The sequence below is a fragment of the Pseudomonas sp. MWU15-20650 genome, assembly GCF_023242475.1.
In the GTDB taxonomy this organism is placed as follows: Bacteria; Pseudomonadota; Gammaproteobacteria; order Pseudomonadales; family Pseudomonadaceae; genus Aquipseudomonas.
Map to the genome: position 1 here is coordinate 234,607 of NZ_JALJFG010000001.1, position 20,104 is coordinate 254,710.

A 20,104-nucleotide genomic window follows, 5' to 3' on the forward strand; every position below is an offset into this window, starting at 1 on the left:
TTAAAGCGCCTGGTGGCGGCACTCCGCCAGGCTCTTCAACTGCCCAGAGCCGGCCTGATTGCCCTCCGACAACCACGCCTCAAAACTTGCCCCAATCGCTGGCCATTCCGAATCCAGGATCGAATACCACGCCGTATCCCGGTTCTTCCCCTTGACCACGGTGTGCTGGCGGAACACGCCTTCAAAGCTGAAGCCCAACCGCTCGGCCGCGTACTTGGAGCGTTCGTTGGCGTTGTTGCACTTCCATTCCAGGCGGCGGTAGCCCTGCTCGAAGGCGTGCTTGGCCAGCAGGTACACCGCCTCGGTGCTCTTGGGCGAGCGCTGCATCGGTGCGCCGAAGGTGACGTGGCCGATTTCGATGCGACCGTGGTCCGGGACGATCGACATCAGGCTGAGGATGCCCTGTACCTGGCCGGTCGTGCGGTCGATCACGCTGAAAAAATACGGATCGCTGTGGGCGGCGTGGTTGTTCAGCCAGGCATTGAAGGCGCCGCGCTCGGGAAAGGGGCCGTAAGGCAGATAGTCCCACAGCTTGGGGTCGGCGCCGGGGCCTTGTAGGGCATTGAACAAGTCGTCGCCATGGCGCGCCGGGTCGAGTTTTTCCAGGCGGATAAAGCGCCCTTCGAGCAGCTGGACCGTGGGTGCCGGGACGCCTTTCCAGTCGGCGAGAGAGGTAGTCATGCTGTGCTCCTTAAAGACCTTTGCGAAATTGGATAAAACCAGGGCGTTCGGCGATGCGTTCGTAGAGTTGGATCGCGGTGGCGTTGGTCTCGTGGGTCAACCAGTGCACCTTGCAGCAGCCATCGGCCTTGGCGGTGGCGTAGACGAACTCGATCAGCTTGCGGCCCACGCCGGTTCCGCGTTGGGCCGGGTCCACCAACAAGTCCTGCAGGTAGCAGGAGTTTTCGATGCTCCAGTTGGAGCGATGGTAGATGAAGTTGACCATGCCTACCGCCTTGCCGTCCTGCCAGGCCAGGGCCGAATGGGTCGGCTCGTTGGCGTCGATCAGGCGTTGCCAGGTGCTTTGGCTGACGGCGTCCGGCAGTTCGGTGTTGTAGAACGCCAAATAGGCCTGCCACAGCGGCAGCCAGGCCGCGTGGTCGGCCGCTGTAACCTGGCGAATATCGATCGGGCTCATTCTGAAACTCCTTGGGGAATAAAGCGGGCGAGGGTCTGGTCGCGTACATCGGCACTGGCGGCCAAGCCGTCACGCACACCGGCCATGTCGGCGGCGCTGCGGTTCTGGCTGAGTTTGCGTTTGCCCACCAGGCGCTCGACCGGCAGGGCGAAGCCGACGATGGCCTTGAGCATGCCGTCAATGTAATCCGCCGGTGCGTCGCTGACACGCCAGGGTTGGGCGCGCCCGCTTTCATGGCGGTCGGTGAGGGCGGTGACCAGCGTGAGCAAGCGCTCGGCGTCGCTGAACACCTGGGCCTTGCCGTAGGCGTGCACGGCGATGTAGTTCCAGGTAGGCACCACTTTGCCGTGCTCGGCCTTGGCGGGGTAAAACGCCGGGCTGATATAGGCGTCGGCACCCGCGAAGATCACCAGCGCTTCACCGCCATTTTGCAGCTCGCGCCATTGCGGGTTGGCCTTGGCCAAGTGGCCGTACAGTGTGCCGTTGGGACCTTCATCGGGGTTGAGCAGTAGTGGCAGGTGGCTGGCTTGCAGGCCGTTTTCACCCACGGTTACCAACTGCGCCAGACGGGTGTGCTGGATCAGTTGCTGGATTTCGGGCAAGTCATCGAGGGCAAAGGCGCGGGGTGTGTACATGGAAATTTTCCTTGGCGAATGCCTGCATCCTAGGCAGGCTATTGGTTCGTTGTAAGAGCCATCTAGCGCTATTTTAATAGGTCCAATATGCCGCCTGTTTCGCCGCCGTTGTCCTTCAACCCTGCCGGAATCGAGCTGGACCGCCGCCAGGGCCTGACACGCCAACTCTATGAGGCTCTGCGCCAGCGGGTGCTGGATGGGCGGTTGGGCAGCGGTACGCGTTTGCCGGCTACCCGAGACCTGGCGGCGGCATTGTCGATTTCCCGCAACAGCGTCGTGCGCGCCTACGATCAGCTGTATGCGGAAGGGTTTATCGAGAGTCGGGTGGGTGATGGCACCTATGTCGCCCAGTTGCCGATGCCAAAAAAACTATCCACAAAAGTATCCACAGGGTTGTCAACAGGCTTATCCCCAGGTTTATCCACAAAATGGGTGAATTTACCCGAAGATTTGGATGATGAAGTTATCCACAGCAGGGGGGTGGCGCGGGTTAAAGATCACTACCTGCCTCAGCCGCCTTCAGGGCCTCCTCGGGCATTTCGCGTGGGTGTACCCGCCTTTGACCTGTTCCCGTTTGAGGTGTGGGCCAAGCTGAATGGGGCGTTCTGGCGCAAACCAGACCTGGAGCAGCTGTGCTACGGCGACCCGGCAGGCGACGGCCGCCTGCGCGGTTTGATCGCCGCGTACCTGCGCAGCTCGCGCGGCATGCAATGCACGGCTGAACAAATTGTGATCACCAGCGGCGCGCAGCAGGCGATCAGCCTTTGTGCACAGTTGCTGGTGGAGCCTGGGGATGGCGTGGCGGTGGAAAACCCCGGCTACCGTGCGGCCGGGCATGCGTTCGCCCTGGCCGGTGGGCGATTGCATGGCGTGCCGGTGGACAGCGAGGGCATGGATTGCCAGGTGCTCAACGCGCTGGATGACTGCCGCGTGGCCTATGTCACGCCTTCCCATCAGTACCCGTTGGGCGTGGTGATGAGCCTGGCCCGGCGCCTGGAATTACTGGCCTGGGCCGAGCGTTCGGGCGGTTGGATCGTGGAGGACGATTACGACGGGGAGTACCGCTACAGCGGCGCGCCGCTGTCACCGTTGGCCGCGCTGGATCGCAGTGGCCGCGTGCTGTACGTCGGCACCTTCGGGAAGGTCGCGTTCCCGGCGTTGCGCCTGGGCTACTTGGTATTGCCACCGGGTTTGGTGCAAGCCTTCACCCGGCGCCGCGCTGTGGACATGCGCCATTCCGAAGTCAGCACGCAGGCGGTGATGGCTGAGTTCATGGCGACGGGGCATTTCCAACGTCATATTCGCCGGATGCGTCGCGCTGCCTTGAGCCGTCGCAATGCCTTGCTGGCCGGTTGGCCCGATGGGTTGCCGGGCGTCGGTGCGTTGCCCAGCGTTGCGGCTGGGCTGCACCTGACGGTGCGGGTGGACAGCCAGGCCCGTGAACAGGAGCTGCTCGCTCAAGCCCATGGGGTGAACGTCGAGATCAACGGCTTGAGTAGCTATTGGCTGGCTGGCACCCGCCCACCACCTGACCAACGTGCCGGCCTGGTGATGGGGTTTGCCGCCGTGCCCGAGGCAGCCATCGCGCAGGCGTTGGCGCGGTTGCGTCAGGCATGGCTGGCGTAAAGACGATCAGTTGTTGAAGAACAGTGCCTTGGCCAACTGAGCGCCGATACTGCTGCGGTGAATCTCGATCATGTCCCAGTCGCTGGGCCCGGTGCGTTGGTGTGAGCCACCGAGGCGGCGTTGTTCGCGGGTCTTGAGATGGCCCTTGGTGAAATTCTCCAGTGCGGCACTCTTGGTCTCATAGTGGAAGTGTGCGTACCACAGCACAGTGCCGCTCTCTTTATCGCCAATCTCGTACTCATCCAGATAGTCTTTCCTGGGCCCTTTGAGAGGGCGGCGGTTGCCGACCTTGGTGATAGTGATCAGCCCCTGACTGTGTAGCCAGTCCAATCGTTCGGCGGTAGGCGCTTGGCGCTTGACCATCTCGATGTAGGTTTTTCTGCCTAGCTGATACAAGCGTTGCGCCGCATCGTTGAGGCTGCGATTGGTCGAGGCAGCGGAGGTGTGATCGCTTTCGGTGAGGTTGCGCCGGGTCAGGGCTTGCTCGATGTTGCTTGAGGCGTTTTCCAGTTCTCTTGCATAGCCGTCGAACATATCTTGAATGTCCTGCGGTGCATGCCAGGGTTTCTGGGTGAAACTCTGGTATTTGCGGATTTCAGCGGGTTCGCCATCCAGCAGCGTTTGGCCTGCGTTGATGCTGGTGTCCAGGTCCACGGTGGCAGGCGCGGGCGGCTGTGACGGGGTTTTCTGCCGCTTGACCCAGACACCGGGCGCCTTCTCGTGGAACGTGGCGATTACCTTGCCGGTCATGCCTGCCTTGACATCGACCAGCGTACTGTCGGTTTCACGCGGTTCGCCCATCACCAAGCCGTGATGGCGCGTTTTGATCACTTTGCGCTGTGGCGGTGGTTTCGCCTTTGAGCTACCGGGCTTGGGCTCCAGGTTTTTTTTCTCTCGCAGCAGCTGTGCCAGGTCGCGCACGGCCCGCTGCTTGAACTCGTCAATCTGCAGGCGAAAACTTTCCAAACGGGTTTTGAGCAAGTGCTGCGAGTAATCGGCGTGCAGGTCCAGCAGGCGCTCATCCGCGCTGGAAAATTGCTCAACCAGGCTGTTGAGCACGTCGATACGCTCATCCAGCGATGTGTCAACGCCGCGTTCCACAAGCTCACAGAAACTCTCGACGTTGAGTTCGGCGGTATCGACGATCTGGTCCATCCGTTCACGTACCGTGGCGGGTATCTGGCTCTGCTCCTCATCGATACACAGGTAGTGGTTCAAGCTGATTTCCAGGGATTTGAGCTCATCGAGATTGAGCTGCGGTAACTCCTGCTTGCTTTTTAGAATGACTGCGGCGCCTGTCTCTCCCAACTCTTCGAGGTCGCTGAAGCGGTCGTTTATGGACGTCAGGCGCTTGAGGATCCCCTGGTTCTGAATGGACAGGGCTTGTGCGGTACTTGCCTGGAGTTTGTAGTCAATATCTACCTCCGCGTCGAGGATTGAAGACGACAACTTCAAGGCATCCGTGTAGCTCAACAGCTGCTGTTGCAAGGCAAGTTGCGTCAGTTGCACCTGTTGTTGCAGGTAACCGCTCATATCGCGCAGGTAGGTGGGTACGGTGTCGATGATGCTCAAGGACTTCAGTTGGCTGATCGCTTCGTCGTACTCCGCCAGTCGGCTATCGACTTTATCGACGAACGTCGTACGACGCAGGTCGGTGGAAGGGCCAGGTGTTGCGTCCAGCGCGGGCTTTGACTCAAGCATGTCCAGCTGTTTACTGGCGGCGACTGCGTCGAAGGCTTTGAGTTCGGCCCTAAGCTGCGGCGTGCGCTCAGCCCGGTTGACCTTGACGGCTCGCCGTTGTTTGGGAAGGCCTGCGCCGCGCAGTCGCAAGCGCACATCCACAAACCATTGGCCCGCCAGGTTGCCGATCAGCGGTGGGCCGGTACGCAAGGGGTCCTGGGGGTCGACGATGATGACACTGTCGTTGTCATCCACCCTCACTTCGAACCAACGCTCGCCCACCGGTGCGTACCACTTGTCTGCAAGCGGATAGAGATTCAGGTGGCGACCGGGGGTCTGGTTTTGTTCGCCCAGCATCTCGGGCTTGGCGATGTTGAAGCTGTCGAGTGTCGTGGCCAGCCTCAGGCGGCTATGGCTCAGGGCCCCGCGGGTGTGCACGGGGCCTTGATGCTGGGCGGGCAGTTGGTTGTCGGCCAGCGTGTCCTGTTGGACGGCGGTATATTTTTTCTCGGCTGCCGCCGGTTTACCTTCCGTTTCGATCGTCGTTGCCGCGGATTCGATCTTGAGGGAATCGAATTGCTTGAGCGGGCGAGGGTGGCGCAGAGCGATGTGCAGCGTCAGTGCCATGCCCAAGTTGAGAAATACATCCACTAATGCTGTCCAGGAGGCGGACTGGTCGCTCTTGTTCACCGCCTCCTCGGCCGCTTGCAGATCGTCCATGATTTGCCAGATCCAGGCGGCGACCCCCAGGGTGCGGCCCATGAAGGGCAGCGCGGCATTGAATATTTGCCAGCCGGCATGTCGCAACGTCGCCCAACGTTTCTGTACGTTGGACACCGACTGGCGTGTGGCCAGCTCGATCATTGCATTGGCGTTGGTCTTGAATAGCGTCGCCAGGGTGTCATTGCCCACTTCTTCATCGCTCAGCGTTATCGGGCCACTCATGTACAGCACGGTCAGCGGTTCGACCAGCGCGCGCACCACGGTCCAAGGCGAGGGCAGGGTGTCGGGAAAAACGTATTGGGCATAGTTGAACCGCTGTGCCTCGGGCAACCAAGCCAACACCGACTCGCGCAAGGCGTGCTCATGTTTGATGGCGTACAGCAGGTTTTGCCGCGACGCAAATTGCATCAACGCCGGCTCCATCAGGGGCCGATAAAGTACGCAGGGGCCAGCCTCGGAACGCCTCGGGCCGATCACGAACATATTGGCGACCCCATCTTGCTCATGGCCAGGGCGCAAGGTGGGCACGAAAGCCAGGTTTCGGATGACGATGGGCTGTCCGTCGACATGGCGCTCGTGTTCATCGGCGCGCATCACCGCGGCGACGTAGCGGTAACCGAGCTCATCGATGCCGTTCTGGTTACGGATTTTCATCTGCAGGGCCAACAGCGGCAGTTGCACCTGCAGGTGGCGGGTGTAGAGCTGTTGTCGGTGGCCCGATTGCAGTGGGTCATCAAGTAGCTTCTGTTTGACCAGGGCGGGGTAGTACTGGCCGATGTCGATGTCTTCGATGACGTCTTTCAGATAGCGGTAGGTCAGCCAGGCCGGTACGTTATTGTCCTTGCCGTTGTAGTGCACCGTCGCATTGCCGGTGGGCAGGCCGGTGAGGTTTTCCAGGGCCAGGTCGATCAGGTTGCGACGAGTGATATCCACCGCCCCGGGAACGACAAACGTGCCCCACAGCACCGGGCTCTCGATCACAATCTCGACTTTGTCCAGGTTAAGACTCACGTCCTTTTCGGGGGCGCGGATACGGCTTCGCAACTGTGACCGGGCATAGTCACGAATGGGGGGAATGTCGTCCTGAAAGGTCTCGCCATGGTAATGGGTATGCAGGAGGGCCAGGTCGATCAGGTAACGGCTGTAGGCGGCGGTATCGGAGTCGGTCGCCGAGGCCAGCCAATCTGGAATTTGTTGACGGATCTCACGGATATTCGACAGTTGGTGGTCGCTCATCTCTTCGATGCTGGGCACGATACGGACGAGGGAAGGGGCCTGCGTCTGCTCCGGCAGACGGGATTCGCCCAGGCTGCCGATGGCTTGGATTTGCAGCGAGATCAAGTTGCAGGCCAACGCATCGAAGAAGTTGCCGTCAGGCTCGTACAGGCGCCATTGCAAGGTGGTGTCCCGCTTTGGCGCGCTCAGCCTGGCGGGCAGCGAGGCGCCAAATTTGTCCAGTGACTCGAACGTCTCGTACCCGCTCAACAATGAGTACGTGAGGACCATCTGGCGCTTATCGTGTTCGCCCACCAAGACGGTGAGGTCCAGAAAGCTGACATGGTTGGGTTGGCCGTCCTTGAGGATATCTATATCTACCAGGTAGGCATGGCTGTTGTAAGGGTCCTTCAGCGACCGCCTGGCCCGGTCGGGTTCCTGGAAAACCGTACGGGCCATGGCACATTCGTGTTCATCCAGGCCTTGCTCTTCAGTGATGTTCCATACCTTCTTCAGGGTGTTGGAGAAGGCCTGCCAGCGCGGGCCGGTGGTGCCGTTGGAGCCGTTCCAGAAGTCCAACTGCTGTTCCTGTGTGGCGGTGAACAGCAGGTCGGACAACTCGTTGATCAGGCGTGCGATGGCATCGATTTTTACCGCGAGGTGCACAGGAACCGCAGCGTTCGGTTGCAACGTAAGGAAATGTTGGCCGTCGATGTAGATCACTCTATTGCCGGACAGAGCCTGATGAGCCAACACCGAAGTGAGTGACTGGACAAAGGGGGGCGCGCGCTCTATGGCGTTGTCGACCACCTGCCACTGAGGGCTGACCACCACGGCCAGGTCGGGATCGATGTTGAGCGTGGGGTACAGCTCCATGAGTGCCGAGCGCAGTGTGGCGGCGGCGACTTCCCGTGTGGAGGCGCCGGTGGTCAATTGGGTGAGCAGTTCATAGGTACTGGGTGGGCGGTGGTTGTTAGCGATGTCATTGGGCATGTGCCGCTCCTCTGCATTCGATGGCCCGGACGGGCTTCAGGAGTCGGCAAAGTAGCGAGCGCGGGTGTGACGAGGGCGGTAGATACGTCGAGGCGCAGCCGTTCAGTGTGGGACAAGCTCCCTCGTCACAGGTGGGTGACTTATTTCACGTTGAAAAACAACCGTCGTGCCTGTTCCAGATTGATTTCGCTGAGGTAGATCACGGTTTTCTGCTTCTCGCTAAGGCCGTCGAGGGCGTCGGCTGCCTCGCCTCGGGCGTGCTCTTGCGGCGTTGGTGATGTCCGGGTCGATATCCAGCGTTGGGTAGTGTTCTCGCAGTGACTGGCGCAACAAGTGGGACGCGGTCTCCCGGAACGAGGGACCCACGTAGAGTTCGGTGAACAGCGCTGAGCGTTCATCCAGGCGCTTTGCGTTCGTAGAGGTAGTGTTTGCAGCGGCTGAGGTCATGAGGCTTCCCTGTCTGGCCGATTGATGGAGATCACCCGAGGTACAGGCTCGGAATTTCCATGCTAGGGCTCGGCCAGCCAGGGAGGCGGTGCTTACGTAGGCCTACCGTAAAATTCGCAGGGTGTTACCTCCCGGATTTGATTTTGGTCCAGGCCCTCGTTCTGGCGCGTTCGGCTTTGCTGTCCAGGGGTTTGAGGGTGTAGAGCGTGGCCATGGCCGCATCGGTCGGGTACAGGTTGGGGTTGTTGCGAATGGCCGGGTCGACCAACCCGCTGGCGTCCTTGTTGGGGTTGGGGTAACCGACAAAGTCGCTGATCGGCGCGATCACGCTGGGTTGCAGTAGGTAGTTGATAAAGGTGTAGGCGTCGCCCGGGTTGCTAGCCCCCTTGGGAACAGCGAGCATGTCGAACCAGATCGGCGCGCCCTCCTTGGGCAGGTGCATGTCCACGATCACGCCATTCTTGGCCTCCTTGGCGCGGTTGGCGGCCTGGGAAAAGCTGCCGGAATAGCCCACCGCCACGCAGATATCGCCGTTGGCGATGTCGGCCATGTATTTGGAGGAGTGAAAGTAGGTGATGTACGGGCGGATCTTCATCAGCAGTGCTTCTGCCTTGTCGTAATCCTTGGGGTTGCCGCTGTTGGGGTCCAGGCCCAGGTGTTGCAAGGCCAGGGGCAGGATTTCCGAGGGCGAGTCCAGCAGTGCGACGCCGCATTGCTTGAGCTTGCTGATGTTTTCTTCCTTGAAGATCAGGTCCCAGCTGTCCACCGGGGCGTTGTCGCCCAGGGCCGCCTTGACCTTGGCTGGGTTGAAGCCGATCAGGATGGTGCCGTACATGTAGGGCACGGCGTATTGATTGCCGGGGTCGTTGGCCTCGATCAGCTTCATCAGCTTGGGGTCGAGGTGGCTCCAATTGGGCAGTTGGCTGCGGTCCAGGGGCTGGAACACGCCGGCTTCGATCTGCTTGGCCAGGAACACGTTGGACGGCACCACCACGTCATAGCCGGAGTTGCCGGTCAGCAGTTTGGCTTCCAGGGCCTCGTTGGTGTCGAAGATGTCGTACACCAGTTTGATGCTGGGGTTTTGTGCCTTGAAATCCTCAAGCGCCTTGGGGGTGATGTAGTCGAACCAGTTGTAGACCTTCAGGGTTTTCTCTTCGGCGTGGGCTGCGCCGGCGAGCACGGCTGCACTGAGGACGAGTGACTTGAGCATGTTCATTGGGCGGCCCCCTCAAAACCTTCGAGAACGTTGACGGCGTTGATGCCGATTTCTTCCACGGCGTAGCCGCCTTCCATGACAAACAGCGTCGGCGTGCCCAAACGGGCGATACGCGCGCCGATGGCCAGATAATCCGGGCTGTCGAGTTTGAATTGTGAGATGGGGTCGTCTTTGAATGTGTCCACGCCCAAGGACACCACAATAACGTCGGCGCGGTAGCGCTCAATCTCTTGGCACGCTTCTTCGAGTGCTGCGCTCCAGCGGTCCCAGCCGGAACCTGCCGGCAGCGGATAGTTGAAGTTGAAACCTTCACCCGTACCTTCTCCTCGCTCGTCGGAGTACCCCAGGAAAAAAGGAAACTCCGCTTCCGGGTGGCCATGGATCGAGGTGAAAAGCACGTCACTGCGCGCATAGAAAATCGACTGGGTGCCGTTGCCGTGGTGGTAGTCCACATCCAGGATCGCGATTTTTTCATGGCCTTGGTCGAGAAATGCCTGGGCGGCAATGGCTGCGTTATTGAGGTAGCAATAACCGCCCATCAAGTCGCTGGCGGCGTGGTGTCCTGGCGGGCGACACAGCGCAAAGGCGGCGTGGGCGCCTTGTGTGATGGCCTGCTGTGCGGTGAGTGCGACCTGCGCCGCACTGTAGGCGGCTTGCCAGGTGCCGGCCGTAATCGGTGCGCCACCGTCAAAGCTGTAATAGCCCAGTTGGCCGTGCAGGCTGGTGGGTATCACTCGGCGCAAGGTGCGCGCGGGCCAGGTGTAGGGCAGCAAGTCGCCATCCTGGCCGAACGCGGTCCAGCGCTCCCAGGCACCTTTGAAGAAGTCGAGATAGTCGCGGCTATGAATGCGTTGCAGCGGCGCCAGGCCAAAGTCCTGCGGTGCCTGAACCGGGCCCAGCTCACGAGCCTTGACCCGTTGCAGCACATGGTCGGCACGCGAGGGCATTTCGAAGCAGGGCATCAGTTGCCCGTCCATCAATTCACAACGGCCGTGGTGCAGGTGGTGATCGTCCGAGTAGATCGTCAGCATTTGTTGTTCTCCGCAGGCTGTATCAGTGGATGCAGTCTTGCGGCGGGCAGGTTTTAAGAGAACGGCAGGAGCGGCCAAAAGGGGATAAATAAGGCCAAATTCTCTGTCCGCAATTCGCCCCTCAATAGGGCGTCATGCTCGAAATTGGCTCGGTGCCAGTCCGCTCCAACGCACAAACGCATGCCGGAAGCTGGCTGTCTCGCTGAACCCCAGCGCTTCTGCAATCCGGTAGATCGGCCACTGGCCATCAGCAAGCAGTTGCTTGGCGCGCTCGAAGCGCAACTCGTCCAGTAGTTCTTGATAGCTGCTACCCAAGTCATGCAGGTGTCGGCGCAGGGTACGCGCTGAACAATTCATCTGTTCGGCCAAGCCTTCCAGGCCCGGCGCGGCGTTGAGCTGGGCGGTGAGCAGCTGGCGAATCCTGCCCAGCCAGGCCTGGCGCCCGGTGAACTCCAGGTTCTGCTTGCGGCAGCGTTCAGCCATGGCCCGGTGGGTAATGGCATCCGCCAAGGGAAGTGGTTGCTCGAGCCAATGCTGGTCGAAGGCAAAGGCATTGGCCGTGGCTTGAAATTGCGTCGGACACGGGAAGTGTTCGGCGTAGCGCGCGCGGTAGTCAGGAGCATCATGTTCAAAGCGTGCAGCGAGTAGCGGCAGCGGCTGGCCGAGCAGGTCGTCGCAGATCACCTTGAGCGATGTCAGGCACAGTTCAACGTTGAACGTTTCCAGTGTGGGATTTTCTCGGTAGTCGCTGGCGGTGAACCAGATTCGCCCGTCATCCTCTTCAAGGCTCAGCTCGAAAAGTGTTCCCAGCAGCGCCGGATAACGCAGTGCGAGGCGTAAAGCGTCACCGAAGGTGGCACTGGTGAGTAGGGCGTAACCGAGCATGCCGTAGGCCGAGACATGCATCTGGCGGCCGAGCTCCAGGCCCACGTCCTGGCGCAAGGCGACGGCATTGGCGCATACGCGCATTTCCTGATTGGTGGTGATGCGGGTGTCGGCACGGCTCAAGTCCGAGGCGTAGATACCACTGCCGGCCAGCAGTGCCTCGGCGGGCAGGCCTTCGGCCTTGAAGGTGTTGAGTACCAGGGACACGGCATTGAGGGTGGTGAGGTGGGAGTGCAGCATGGGAACTTCCAGCCAGGGGATGGCTGGAAGTGGAGCAATTTATATGCCGGTCAGCTCAGTTCGCCGCACAGGTCGAGCTCTACCAGGCGGCGCACTTCGTTGATCGTCAGTCCTGCACCGAGTAGCGCCTGCAACTTGCCGAACGCCGCTTCGCGAGTCATGCCACCGCCGGACAGTACGCCTACACCACGCAAACGGCTGCCGGCTTCGTACACGTCCAGCTCCACGCCGCCTTCATGGCATTGGGTGATAGCCACCACCACCACGCCAAGCTCGTGCGCACGCTGGAGGCTGGCAAGGAACGCCGGGTTATCGCTTGGCCCCGTGCCGCTGCCGAAGCATTCGAGCACGAGTGCCTGGACACCACCGTTGATCAGCGCGTCCAACTGGCCTGCGTCGATACCCGGCACCAGTGGTAGCACGCCGACGTTGGCCAATGCCTTGGGCTGGCGATAATCCAGGGCGGCGGGAAGCGACTCGGCCTTGGCCACGCCACCGTTGCGCTGCAGCGCTGCAAAGGGGTGACGACCAAAACTACGAATTTTCGCGCAACGGGTCGGCGCCATCAACGCGCCATGGAAATACAGCTGCACGCCCGGCGCCAAGCCTTTGCCCAATGCCTGCAGCGCGCCGCTGACGTTTTCCCAGGCATCACTGTCCGGCACGCCGGCAGGCAGCATGGAGCCCGTAAACACGACCGGCGCCGGCAGGCCCAGCAGTTGGAAACTCATGGCGGCCGCGCTGTAGGCCAGGGTGTCGGTGCCATGCAGGATCAGTACCGCGTCGCAGCCCTCATCCATGGCCTCGACCACGGCGACGCGCAGGCGCTGCCAGTAGGCGGGGGTCATGTTGGCGCTGTCGATCAGTGGGGACATCTCCCGGAAGCGCCAGGCGGGCACTGCCAGGTCGGCAAGCTGTTCGCGCATGCGCGCTTCAAAACCGGACGCCGGGGCCAGGCCATTGGCGCTGGCCTGCATGCCAATGGTGCCACCGGTGTAGAGCACCATGACGTTGTTAGCTGGTTGCATGAAAATCTCCTGAACGAAAAACGCCGCCGGGCCCAGAGCATGCCCAAGGCCGGGCGGCGTGTCATCTGTCTACGCTCAGTGTTGCGTTTGAGCGTTCAGTTCAGCGGATGCTTGAGCGGTTGGCTCAGACTTCACCGGGCTCGCCGGCCACGCCTTGCGGTCCAGGTCCAGGTCAGGGAACTGGCTGGAGTCGAACACTGGGGTCTTGATGCCCGCAGCGCGCTGGTTGTCGTAGTCGTTCAGGATGCGCATGGCGATCTTGAACAGGAACACCAGGGCGAACAGGTTGACGAATGCCAGCATGGTCATGGTGATGTCGGCAAAGGCGAACACGGTGCTCAGGTTCTCGATCGAACCCCAGAAAATCAGCACCAGCACCAGCGCGCGATAACCCATCAGCACCTTGCGGTTGTTACCCACCAGAAAGCGCAGGTTGCTCTCGCCCAGGTAGTAGTTGTACATGATCGAGGTGAACACGAACAACGCCAGGGCCACCGAGATGAACATGCGGCCCCAGTCACCCACTACGGCAGCCAGGGAGTTCTGGGTCAGGGCAATGCCGTCGCCTTCAAAGCCTGGAGTGTAGAAACCGGAGAGCAGGATCAGCAGCGCGGTGCAGGTGCAGATCACGAAGGTGTCGAGGAACACGCTGAACGCTTGCACCACGCCTTGCGCGATCGGGTGTTCTACCGCAGCGACGGCGGCCACGTTAGGCGCACTGCCCAGGCCGGCTTCGTTGGCGAACACGCCGCGTTTCACACCCATGATGATTGCGCTGCCCACCAGGCCACCGAAGGCTTGGTCGAGGCCGAAGGCGCTCTTGACGATGGTCGCGAGCATGGCCGGCACGTGGTCGAATTGCAGCACGATCACGTACAGGGTCACGGCAATGTAGACCAGGGTCTTGACCGGTACCAGCAGGTCGGCGATCGAGGCGATACGCTTGATCCCGCCGATGAACACCAGGCCCAACAGCACAGCCAGGGCCAGGCCGGTGTAGGTGGTGTCGAGGCCGAAAGCGTTATTCAGCGAGTGGGTCACGGCGTGGGCTTGCAGGCCGTTGAAGGCAAAACCGAAGGTCACCAGCAACAGGAACGCCATCACCATACCCAGCCAGCGCTTCTGCAGACCGTGCTGGATGTAATAGGCCGGGCCGCCACGGAAGGTACCTTCGGCGTCGGTACGCTTGTACAACTGGCCGAGGGAGCACTCGATAAAGCTCGAAGACATGCCCACCAGCGCGGTGACCCACATCCAGAACACGGCACCCGGGCCACCCAGGGTGACGGCAATGCCGACACCGGCAATGTTACCGGCGCCTACGCGGCCGGCCAGGCTGAGCATCAGCGCCTGGAACGAGCTGAGTTGGCCGGCGCTGCTCTTGAGGCTGTCGCGAAATACCGAAAACATGTGGAAAAAGTGACGCAACTGCACGAAACGCGAACGGATCGTGAAATAACCGCCGAGCCCGACAATGAGCACGATCAGTACTTTCCCTGAGAGGAAGTCGTTGATGACTTCGAGCATGGAGTGTTCCTCGCTGATTTTTTTAATGGCAAACGCAGGACGGTTTGATGCATCGCTCGGCACCAGGCAGTGCACGACGCTTCACCCCAATCCTTTTGCGGGTGTTGTTATTCATGCGCTTTCGCGTTGTATCCGGGCCTCTTTACCGACGGACTCAGACGCGAAGAGGGGCGGCACTATACCTAGGCGAGCGTGATCCGTCTGCACGGGCCGATTAAAGGTTTCAGCCAGGTGGTTACAGGCAAGGAGGGTTTGCAGAGCGATATTGGATTTTTTATGGGCGTCATTTCACAACCTCGAGGCAAAAAAAAGGGCCTGAAGAACGAGCCTTCAGGCCCTCAAAAGGTGAGAGGTGTCTAGTCCCTCAACCTGGTGAGCGGTGCAACAAACGCTTAGGCCTTCAGCGGGACCAAGCGTGGGGCAATCATGTTTTCGGGGCGCAGGATGTCGTCGAGCATGGCGTCGTCGAGCAAGCCTTCTTCGCGCACCAGTTCCAGCACGCCGCGGCCGCTTTCAAGGGCAATACGCGCAATGCGGGTGGCATTTTCATAACCGATGTATGGGTTCAGCGCGGTGACCAGGCCAATGGAGTGCTCCACCAGCTCGCGGCAGCGGGCTTCGTTGGCGGTGATGCCGACGATGCAGTGCTCGCGCAGCATGTCCATGGCGCGTTGCAGCAGGCGGATCGAGTCGAAGATCTTGAAGGCGATCAGCGGCTCCATCACGTTCAACTGCAGTTGGCCGCCTTCGGCTGCCATGGTCAGGGCCAGGTCGTTACCGATGACTTGGAACGCCACTTGGTTGACCGCTTCCGGGATCACCGGGTTGACCTTGCCAGGCATGATCGAGCTGCCCGGCTGGCGCGCTGGCAGGTTGATCTCGTTGATGCCGGTACGTGGGCCGCTGGAGAGCAGGCGCAGGTCGTTGCAGATCTTCGACAGCTTCACCGCAGTACGCTTGAGCATGCCGGAGAACAGCACGAAGGCGCCCATGTCGGAGGTGGCTTCGATCAGGTCAGCGGCGGGCACCAGCGGCTGGCCGCTGATGGTGGCCAGGCGCTGTACGGCCAGGGCCTGGTAGCGCGGGTCGGCGTTGATGCCGGTACCGATGGCGGTGCCGCCCAGGTTCACTTCGGTCAGCAGCTCTGGCGCCAGGGTTTTCAGGCGGGCCAGGTCTTCACCCAACGTCGTGGCGAAGGCGCGGAATTCTTGGCCGAGGGTCATGGGTACAGCGTCTTGCAGTTGGGTGCGGCCCATTTTCAGCACGTGGCTGAACTCGGCGCCTTTGGCGGCGAACGCCTGGATCAGGCTGTCGAGACTGGCCAGTAGTGCGTCATGGCCCAGCAGCAGACCCAAGCGGATCGCGGTCGGGTAAGCGTCGTTGGTCGACTGCGCCATGTTCACATCGTTGTTGGGGTGCAGGTACTGGTACTCGCCCTTGTTGTGGCCCATGGCCTCCAACGCAATGTTGGCGATGACTTCGTTGGCATTCATGTTGGTTGAAGTGCCAGCACCGCCTTGAATCATGTCCACCACGAATTCTTCGTGGAAATCGCCGCGGATCAGACGGGCACAGGCTTCGCTGATGGCCGCGTGCTTGGCTTCGCTGAGCTGGCCCAACTCGCGGTTGGCGTCAGCGGCAGCTTGCTTGACCATTGCCAGGCCGACCACCAATTTCGGGTAATGCGAAATCGGAACGCCCGAGAGGCGGAAGTTATTCACCGCTCGCAGGGTCTGGATGCCGTAATACGCTTGAGCCGGTACTTCGAGTACGCCAAGCAGGTCTTTTTCTGTGCGGAATGATGCAGCGGAGGACATGACGGAAATCATCTCGATATGGACCCGGAACTGGCCGGAACGCTGCGAATGCTAGGCTTGTGGGAGTTTTTGGGCCAATGCTGTTAAGCACTGGGCTATGCACAAACGGCATAATGTAGATGTGACCCAGCTATCATGGCGGGCGTGTGTGCCAAAATGGTGCATACCCGTGGGAGGATGTGATGAACCTTGAGAGCAAATGGCTGGAAGACTTCAGCGCCCTGGCGGCAACCCGCAGCTTTTCCCAGGCGGCGGAGCGGCGCTTTGTCACCCAGCCGGCATTCAGCCGTCGTATCCGCAGCCTTGAGGCCGCGTTGGGCCTGACTCTGGTCAACCGCTCGCGCACGCCGGTGGAACTGACGGCGGCGGGGCAACTGTTTCTGGTCACCGCGCGTACGGTGGTCGAACAGCTCGGTGAAGTACTGCGCCATTTGCATCATCTGGAAGGCGGCCAGGGCGAAGTCATGCAAGTGGCGGCTGCCCACTCGCTGGCACTGGGGTTTTTCCCTCGGTGGATCGCGCAACTGCGCAACGAAGGTTTGAACATCGCCACACGGCTGGTTGCCACCAACGTGGGTGACGCCGTGCACGCCCTGCGCGAAGGCGGTTGTGACCTGATGCTGGCGTTCTATGACCCGGACGCGGCCATGCAGATGGATCCCGAGATCTTCCCTTCACTGCATTTGGGCAACACCGAAATGCTCCCGGTGTGTGCGGCCGATGCCGACGGCAAGCCGCTGTTCGACCTGGAAGGCGAGGGCAGTGTGCCGTTGCTGGCCTACAGCGCCGGAGCGTTTCTGGGGCGTTCGGTGAACCACCTGTTGCGTCAGCGCGCGCTGCGTTTTACGACGGTGTACGAAACCGCCATGGCCGACAGCCTCAAAAGCATGGCCCTGGAAGGCTTGGGCATTGCCTGGGTGCCGCAATTGAGCGTGCGGGCGGAGTTGGCCCGTGGCGAGCTGGTGGTCTGTGGCGGGCCGCAATGGCATGTGCCGCTGGAGATTCGCCTGTACCGCTGCGCGTTGGTGCGCAAGGCGAACGTGCGGTTGTTGTGGCGCAAGCTGGAAGGTGGTGCGGCGCAGAACACCTGAGTCCTGCCACAGGATTTTACGCTGTGTCGGACTGACTCAAGAGTCAATAAAATCGCCGGTTTGGGCGGTAAGACAGATGGTCATTCCAGGGGCTGTTTATCTGGATTATTACGGTATACTGCGCGGCCTTCGGCCGGTCCAACCGGCCTTAATTCGTACACCAAGCCACGCCGGATTTCCCGCGTGGCTTGTTGTTTTTTGACGCGCCTGCGGGCGCCCAGAGAGAAGAGGCACGACGATGAGTGCATTGGTTGGCGTGATCATGGGCTCCAAGTCCGATTGGTCCACCCTTAGCCACACCGCCGATATGCTGGAAAAACTCGGCATTCCGTATGAAGTGAAAGTGGTCTCTGCCCACCGCACACCGGATTTGCTGTTCCAGTATGCCGATGAAGCAGAATCCCGTGGCATCGAGGTGATCATCGCCGGTGCCGGTGGTGCGGCGCACCTGCCAGGCATGTGTGCGGCCAAGACCCACCTGCCAGTGCTGGGCGTACCGGTGCAGTCTTCGATGCTCTCGGGTGTGGACTCGCTGTTGTCCATCGTGCAGATGCCCGCCGGTATCCCGGTGGCAACCTTGGCGATCGGCAAGGCTGGCGCGATCAACGCCGCCTTGCTGTCCGCCAGCATCCTGGGCGCCAAGCACCCGCAGTTCCACGCGGTGCTGAAAAAATTCCGTGCTGAGCAGACAGACAGCGTGCTGGACAATCCAGACCCACGCATTGCCTGAGGTGGTTGACGATGAAAATCGGTGTAATCGGTGGCGGCCAACTGGGTCGCATGCTGGCCCTGGCGGGTACTCCGCTGGGGATGAACTTCGCTTTCCTTGACCCGGCGCCGGACGCCTGCGCAGCCGCACTGGGTGAACACCTGCGGGCTGACTACAGCGACCCGGATCACCTGCGCCAGCTGGCCGACGAAGTCGACCTGGTGACTTTCGAGTTCGAAAGTGTCCCGGCCGAAACCGTGGCCTTCCTGTCGCAATTCGTGCCGGTGTACCCGAGCGCCGAGGCCCTGCGCATCGCCCGTGACCGCTGGTTCGAGAAGAGCATGTTCAAGGCCCTGGGTATCCCGACCCCGGCCTTCGCCGACATCCAGTCCCAGGCCGATCTCGACGCCGCTGTCGCCAGCATCGGCCTGCCGGCCGTGTTGAAAACCCGCACCCTGGGTTACGACGGCAAGGGCCAGAAAGTCCTGCGCACCGTCGCCGATGTGGTCGGCACCTTCGCCGAGCTGGGCAGCGTCGCCTGCCTGCTGGAAGGCTTCGTGCCGTTCACCGGTGAAGTTTCGCTGATTGCCGTACGCGCCCGTGATGGCGAAACCCGCTTCTACCCGTTGGTGCACAACACCCACGACAGCGGCATCCTCAAGCTGTCCGTCGCCAGCACCGACCACCCGCTGCAGGGCCTGGCCGAAGACTATTCCAGTCGTGTGCTCAAGCAGCTGGATTACGTCGGCGTGATGGCGTTCGAGTTCTTTGAAGTCGACGGTGGCCTCAAGGCCAACGAAATCGCCCCGCGCGTGCACAACTCCGGGCACTGGACCACCGAAGGCGCCGAGTGCAGCCAGTTCGAAAACCACCTGCGGGCGGTGGCGGGCTTGCCGTTGGGCTCCACGGCCAAGGTCGGCGAGAGCGCCATGCTCAACTTCATCGGTTCTGTGCCGCCGGTGGAACGCGTGATGGCGATCGACGATTGCCACGTGCATCACTACGGCAAGGCCTTCAAGGCCGGCCGCAAGGTCGGCCACGCCAACCTGCGTTGCAAGGACCGCGCGACGCTGCAGGCGCAGATCCTCAAGGTTGAAGCGCTGATCGCCGAATAATAAGCCTCGCCACGTCGGGAACCATTGGGGTTCTGCGTCTCTCTGATTGCAGGATGCCAAAGCCTGACTAGGCTTTGGCATGACTCATACCAATCAGAGGGAAATGCCATGGGTATCATCGGAACCATCTTTATCGGCCTGATCGTCGGTCTGCTCGCGCGTTTCCTCAAGCCTGGCGACGACAGCATGGGCTGGATCATGACTATCCTGCTGGGTATCGCGGGTTCCCTGGTCGCCACTTACGGTGGTCAGGCCCTGGGTATCTACCAGGCAGGCCAGGGCGCAGGCTTTATCGGCGCGCTGATCGGCGCCATCGTGCTGCTGGTGATCTACGGTCTGCTGAAAAAGAAATGATCTAAGCGACAAAGCCCTCTGCGCCGCGCAGGCGCAGAGCGCTAGAATGCTCGCCACCTGTACTTGCCGAGCCTCTCCATGCGCCGTCTTTTGTTGACTCTCCTCTTGTTGGGCTCCGGCCTGGCCCATGCTGGCGAACTGCCGGAAACCGACTGGCTCGACCTGATGCCGCTGTCGGACCAGAAAGCCCTCGAAGCCATGCCCGAGATTGACCACAACTCCCCCGAAGCCCAAGGCACGTTCACCGACAAAGGTGGCTTGAAGCAAAGCAAAGGCTTGCCTGCGGTGATGTATTCCACCAAGACCGTGGCCGCCATGAACGGGAAAAACATCCGCATCGGCGGTTACCCGGTACCGCTGGAAACGGATGCCAAGGGGCGCAGCACGCTGTTCTTCCTGGTGCCATACCCGGGCGCCTGCATCCACGTGCCGCCACCGCCGCCTAACCAGCTGGTGCTGGTGCGCTATCCCAAGGGGTTGAAGCTGGATGACATCTACACGCCATTGTGGGTAACAGGCACGTTGAAGGTCGAGAAAGTGAACAACGATCTGGCGGATGCGGCGTATGCGCTGGATGCGGGGAAGGTGCGGGTGGTGAAGGAATCCGATCTCTAAACCACAACACGCATCAATG

16 protein-coding genes are annotated in these 20,104 nt (G+C 61.0%); 6 read left to right on the forward strand and 10 right to left on the reverse strand.

Going from position 1 to position 20,104, the window contains the following annotated elements:
- Genes M5B43_RS01060 through M5B43_RS01070 form a run of 3 tightly spaced genes read right to left on the reverse strand, consistent with a single transcriptional unit; the run spans window position 1 to window position 1,773 of the window.
- Complete coding sequence (locus M5B43_RS01060) at window positions 1-681, reverse strand: GNAT family protein (RefSeq protein ID WP_248748402.1); 681 nt, start codon at window positions 679-681, stop codon at window positions 1-3.
- A gap of 10 nt (window positions 682-691) precedes the next feature.
- Window positions 692-1,138, reverse strand: coding sequence for a GNAT family N-acetyltransferase (locus M5B43_RS01065; RefSeq protein ID WP_248748403.1), 447 nt, complete (start codon window positions 1,136-1,138; stop codon window positions 692-694).
- A complete protein-coding gene (locus tag M5B43_RS01070; RefSeq protein ID WP_248748404.1) occupies window positions 1,135-1,773 on the reverse strand; it encodes an FMN-binding negative transcriptional regulator in 639 nt (212 codons plus the stop codon). The genes M5B43_RS01065 and M5B43_RS01070 overlap by 4 nt, the downstream gene beginning before the upstream one ends.
- Before the next feature lie 87 nt (window positions 1,774-1,860).
- On the opposite strand from M5B43_RS01070, the gene M5B43_RS01075 reads away from it, so the two are divergent.
- Window positions 1,861-3,399, forward strand: a complete 1,539-nt coding sequence (locus M5B43_RS01075; RefSeq protein ID WP_248748405.1) for a PLP-dependent aminotransferase family protein — start codon at window positions 1,861-1,863, stop codon at window positions 3,397-3,399.
- A 6-nt stretch (window positions 3,400-3,405) separates the two neighbouring features.
- On the opposite strand, the gene M5B43_RS01080 is transcribed toward M5B43_RS01075, so the two are convergent.
- The 7 genes from M5B43_RS01080 to aspA all read right to left on the reverse strand — a co-directional run bounded on the left by M5B43_RS01080 (window position 3,406) and on the right by aspA (window position 16,201).
- Window positions 3,406-8,010 carry a DUF6543 domain-containing protein gene (locus M5B43_RS01080; RefSeq protein ID WP_248748406.1) on the reverse strand — a complete coding sequence of 1,535 codons (4,605 nt, stop codon included), beginning with the start codon at window positions 8,008-8,010 and terminating at the stop codon, window positions 3,406-3,408.
- A 571-nt stretch (window positions 8,011-8,581) separates the two neighbouring features.
- Window positions 8,582-9,673: a polyamine ABC transporter substrate-binding protein gene (locus tag M5B43_RS01085; RefSeq protein WP_248748407.1), complete on the reverse strand. Its 1,092-nt coding sequence runs from the start codon at window positions 9,671-9,673 to the stop codon at window positions 8,582-8,584.
- Window positions 9,670-10,704, reverse strand: a complete 1,035-nt coding sequence (locus M5B43_RS01090; protein ID WP_248748408.1) for a histone deacetylase family protein — start codon at window positions 10,702-10,704, stop codon at window positions 9,670-9,672. The genes M5B43_RS01085 and M5B43_RS01090 overlap by 4 nt, the downstream gene beginning before the upstream one ends.
- A gap of 132 nt (window positions 10,705-10,836) precedes the next feature.
- A complete protein-coding gene (locus M5B43_RS01095; protein ID WP_248748409.1) occupies window positions 10,837-11,829 on the reverse strand; it encodes an AraC family transcriptional regulator in 993 nt (330 codons plus the stop codon).
- Window positions 11,830-11,879: 50 nt separating this feature from the next.
- On the reverse strand, window positions 11,880-12,857 hold the full coding sequence (locus M5B43_RS01100; RefSeq protein WP_248748410.1) for an asparaginase: 978 nt from the start codon (window positions 12,855-12,857) through the stop codon (window positions 11,880-11,882).
- Window positions 12,858-12,932: 75 nt separating this feature from the next.
- On the reverse strand, window positions 12,933-14,384 hold the full coding sequence (locus tag M5B43_RS01105; RefSeq protein ID WP_248748411.1) for an alanine/glycine:cation symporter family protein: 1,452 nt from the start codon (window positions 14,382-14,384) through the stop codon (window positions 12,933-12,935).
- Between the two features lie 392 nt (window positions 14,385-14,776).
- Window positions 14,777-16,201, reverse strand: a complete 1,425-nt coding sequence (aspA, locus tag M5B43_RS01110; protein ID WP_034116473.1) for an aspartate ammonia-lyase — start codon at window positions 16,199-16,201, stop codon at window positions 14,777-14,779.
- A 182-nt stretch (window positions 16,202-16,383) separates the two neighbouring features.
- Between aspA and M5B43_RS01115 the strand changes: the two genes are divergently transcribed.
- The 5 genes from M5B43_RS01115 (at window position 16,384) to M5B43_RS01135 (ending at window position 20,085) form a co-directional block, all read left to right on the forward strand.
- Entirely contained in the window at window positions 16,384-17,292 is a 909-nt protein-coding gene (locus M5B43_RS01115) for a LysR substrate-binding domain-containing protein (RefSeq protein ID WP_248748412.1), read from the forward strand.
- A 238-nt stretch (window positions 17,293-17,530) separates the two neighbouring features.
- Window positions 17,531-18,022 (forward strand): 5-(carboxyamino)imidazole ribonucleotide mutase, encoded by a 492-nt coding sequence (gene purE / locus M5B43_RS01120; protein ID WP_003195648.1) that lies wholly within the window; start codon window positions 17,531-17,533, stop codon window positions 18,020-18,022.
- 11 nt (window positions 18,023-18,033) lie between these two features.
- Window positions 18,034-19,116 carry a 5-(carboxyamino)imidazole ribonucleotide synthase gene (locus M5B43_RS01125; protein ID WP_248748413.1) on the forward strand — a complete coding sequence of 361 codons (1,083 nt, stop codon included), beginning with the start codon at window positions 18,034-18,036 and terminating at the stop codon, window positions 19,114-19,116.
- Window positions 19,117-19,224: 108 nt separating this feature from the next.
- A complete protein-coding gene (locus M5B43_RS01130; protein WP_017476760.1) occupies window positions 19,225-19,470 on the forward strand; it encodes a GlsB/YeaQ/YmgE family stress response membrane protein in 246 nt (81 codons plus the stop codon).
- Window positions 19,471-19,548: 78 nt separating this feature from the next.
- Entirely contained in the window at window positions 19,549-20,085 is a 537-nt protein-coding gene (locus M5B43_RS01135) for a DUF3299 domain-containing protein (RefSeq protein WP_050784921.1), read from the forward strand.
- Window positions 20,086-20,104: the final 19 nt, after the last annotated feature.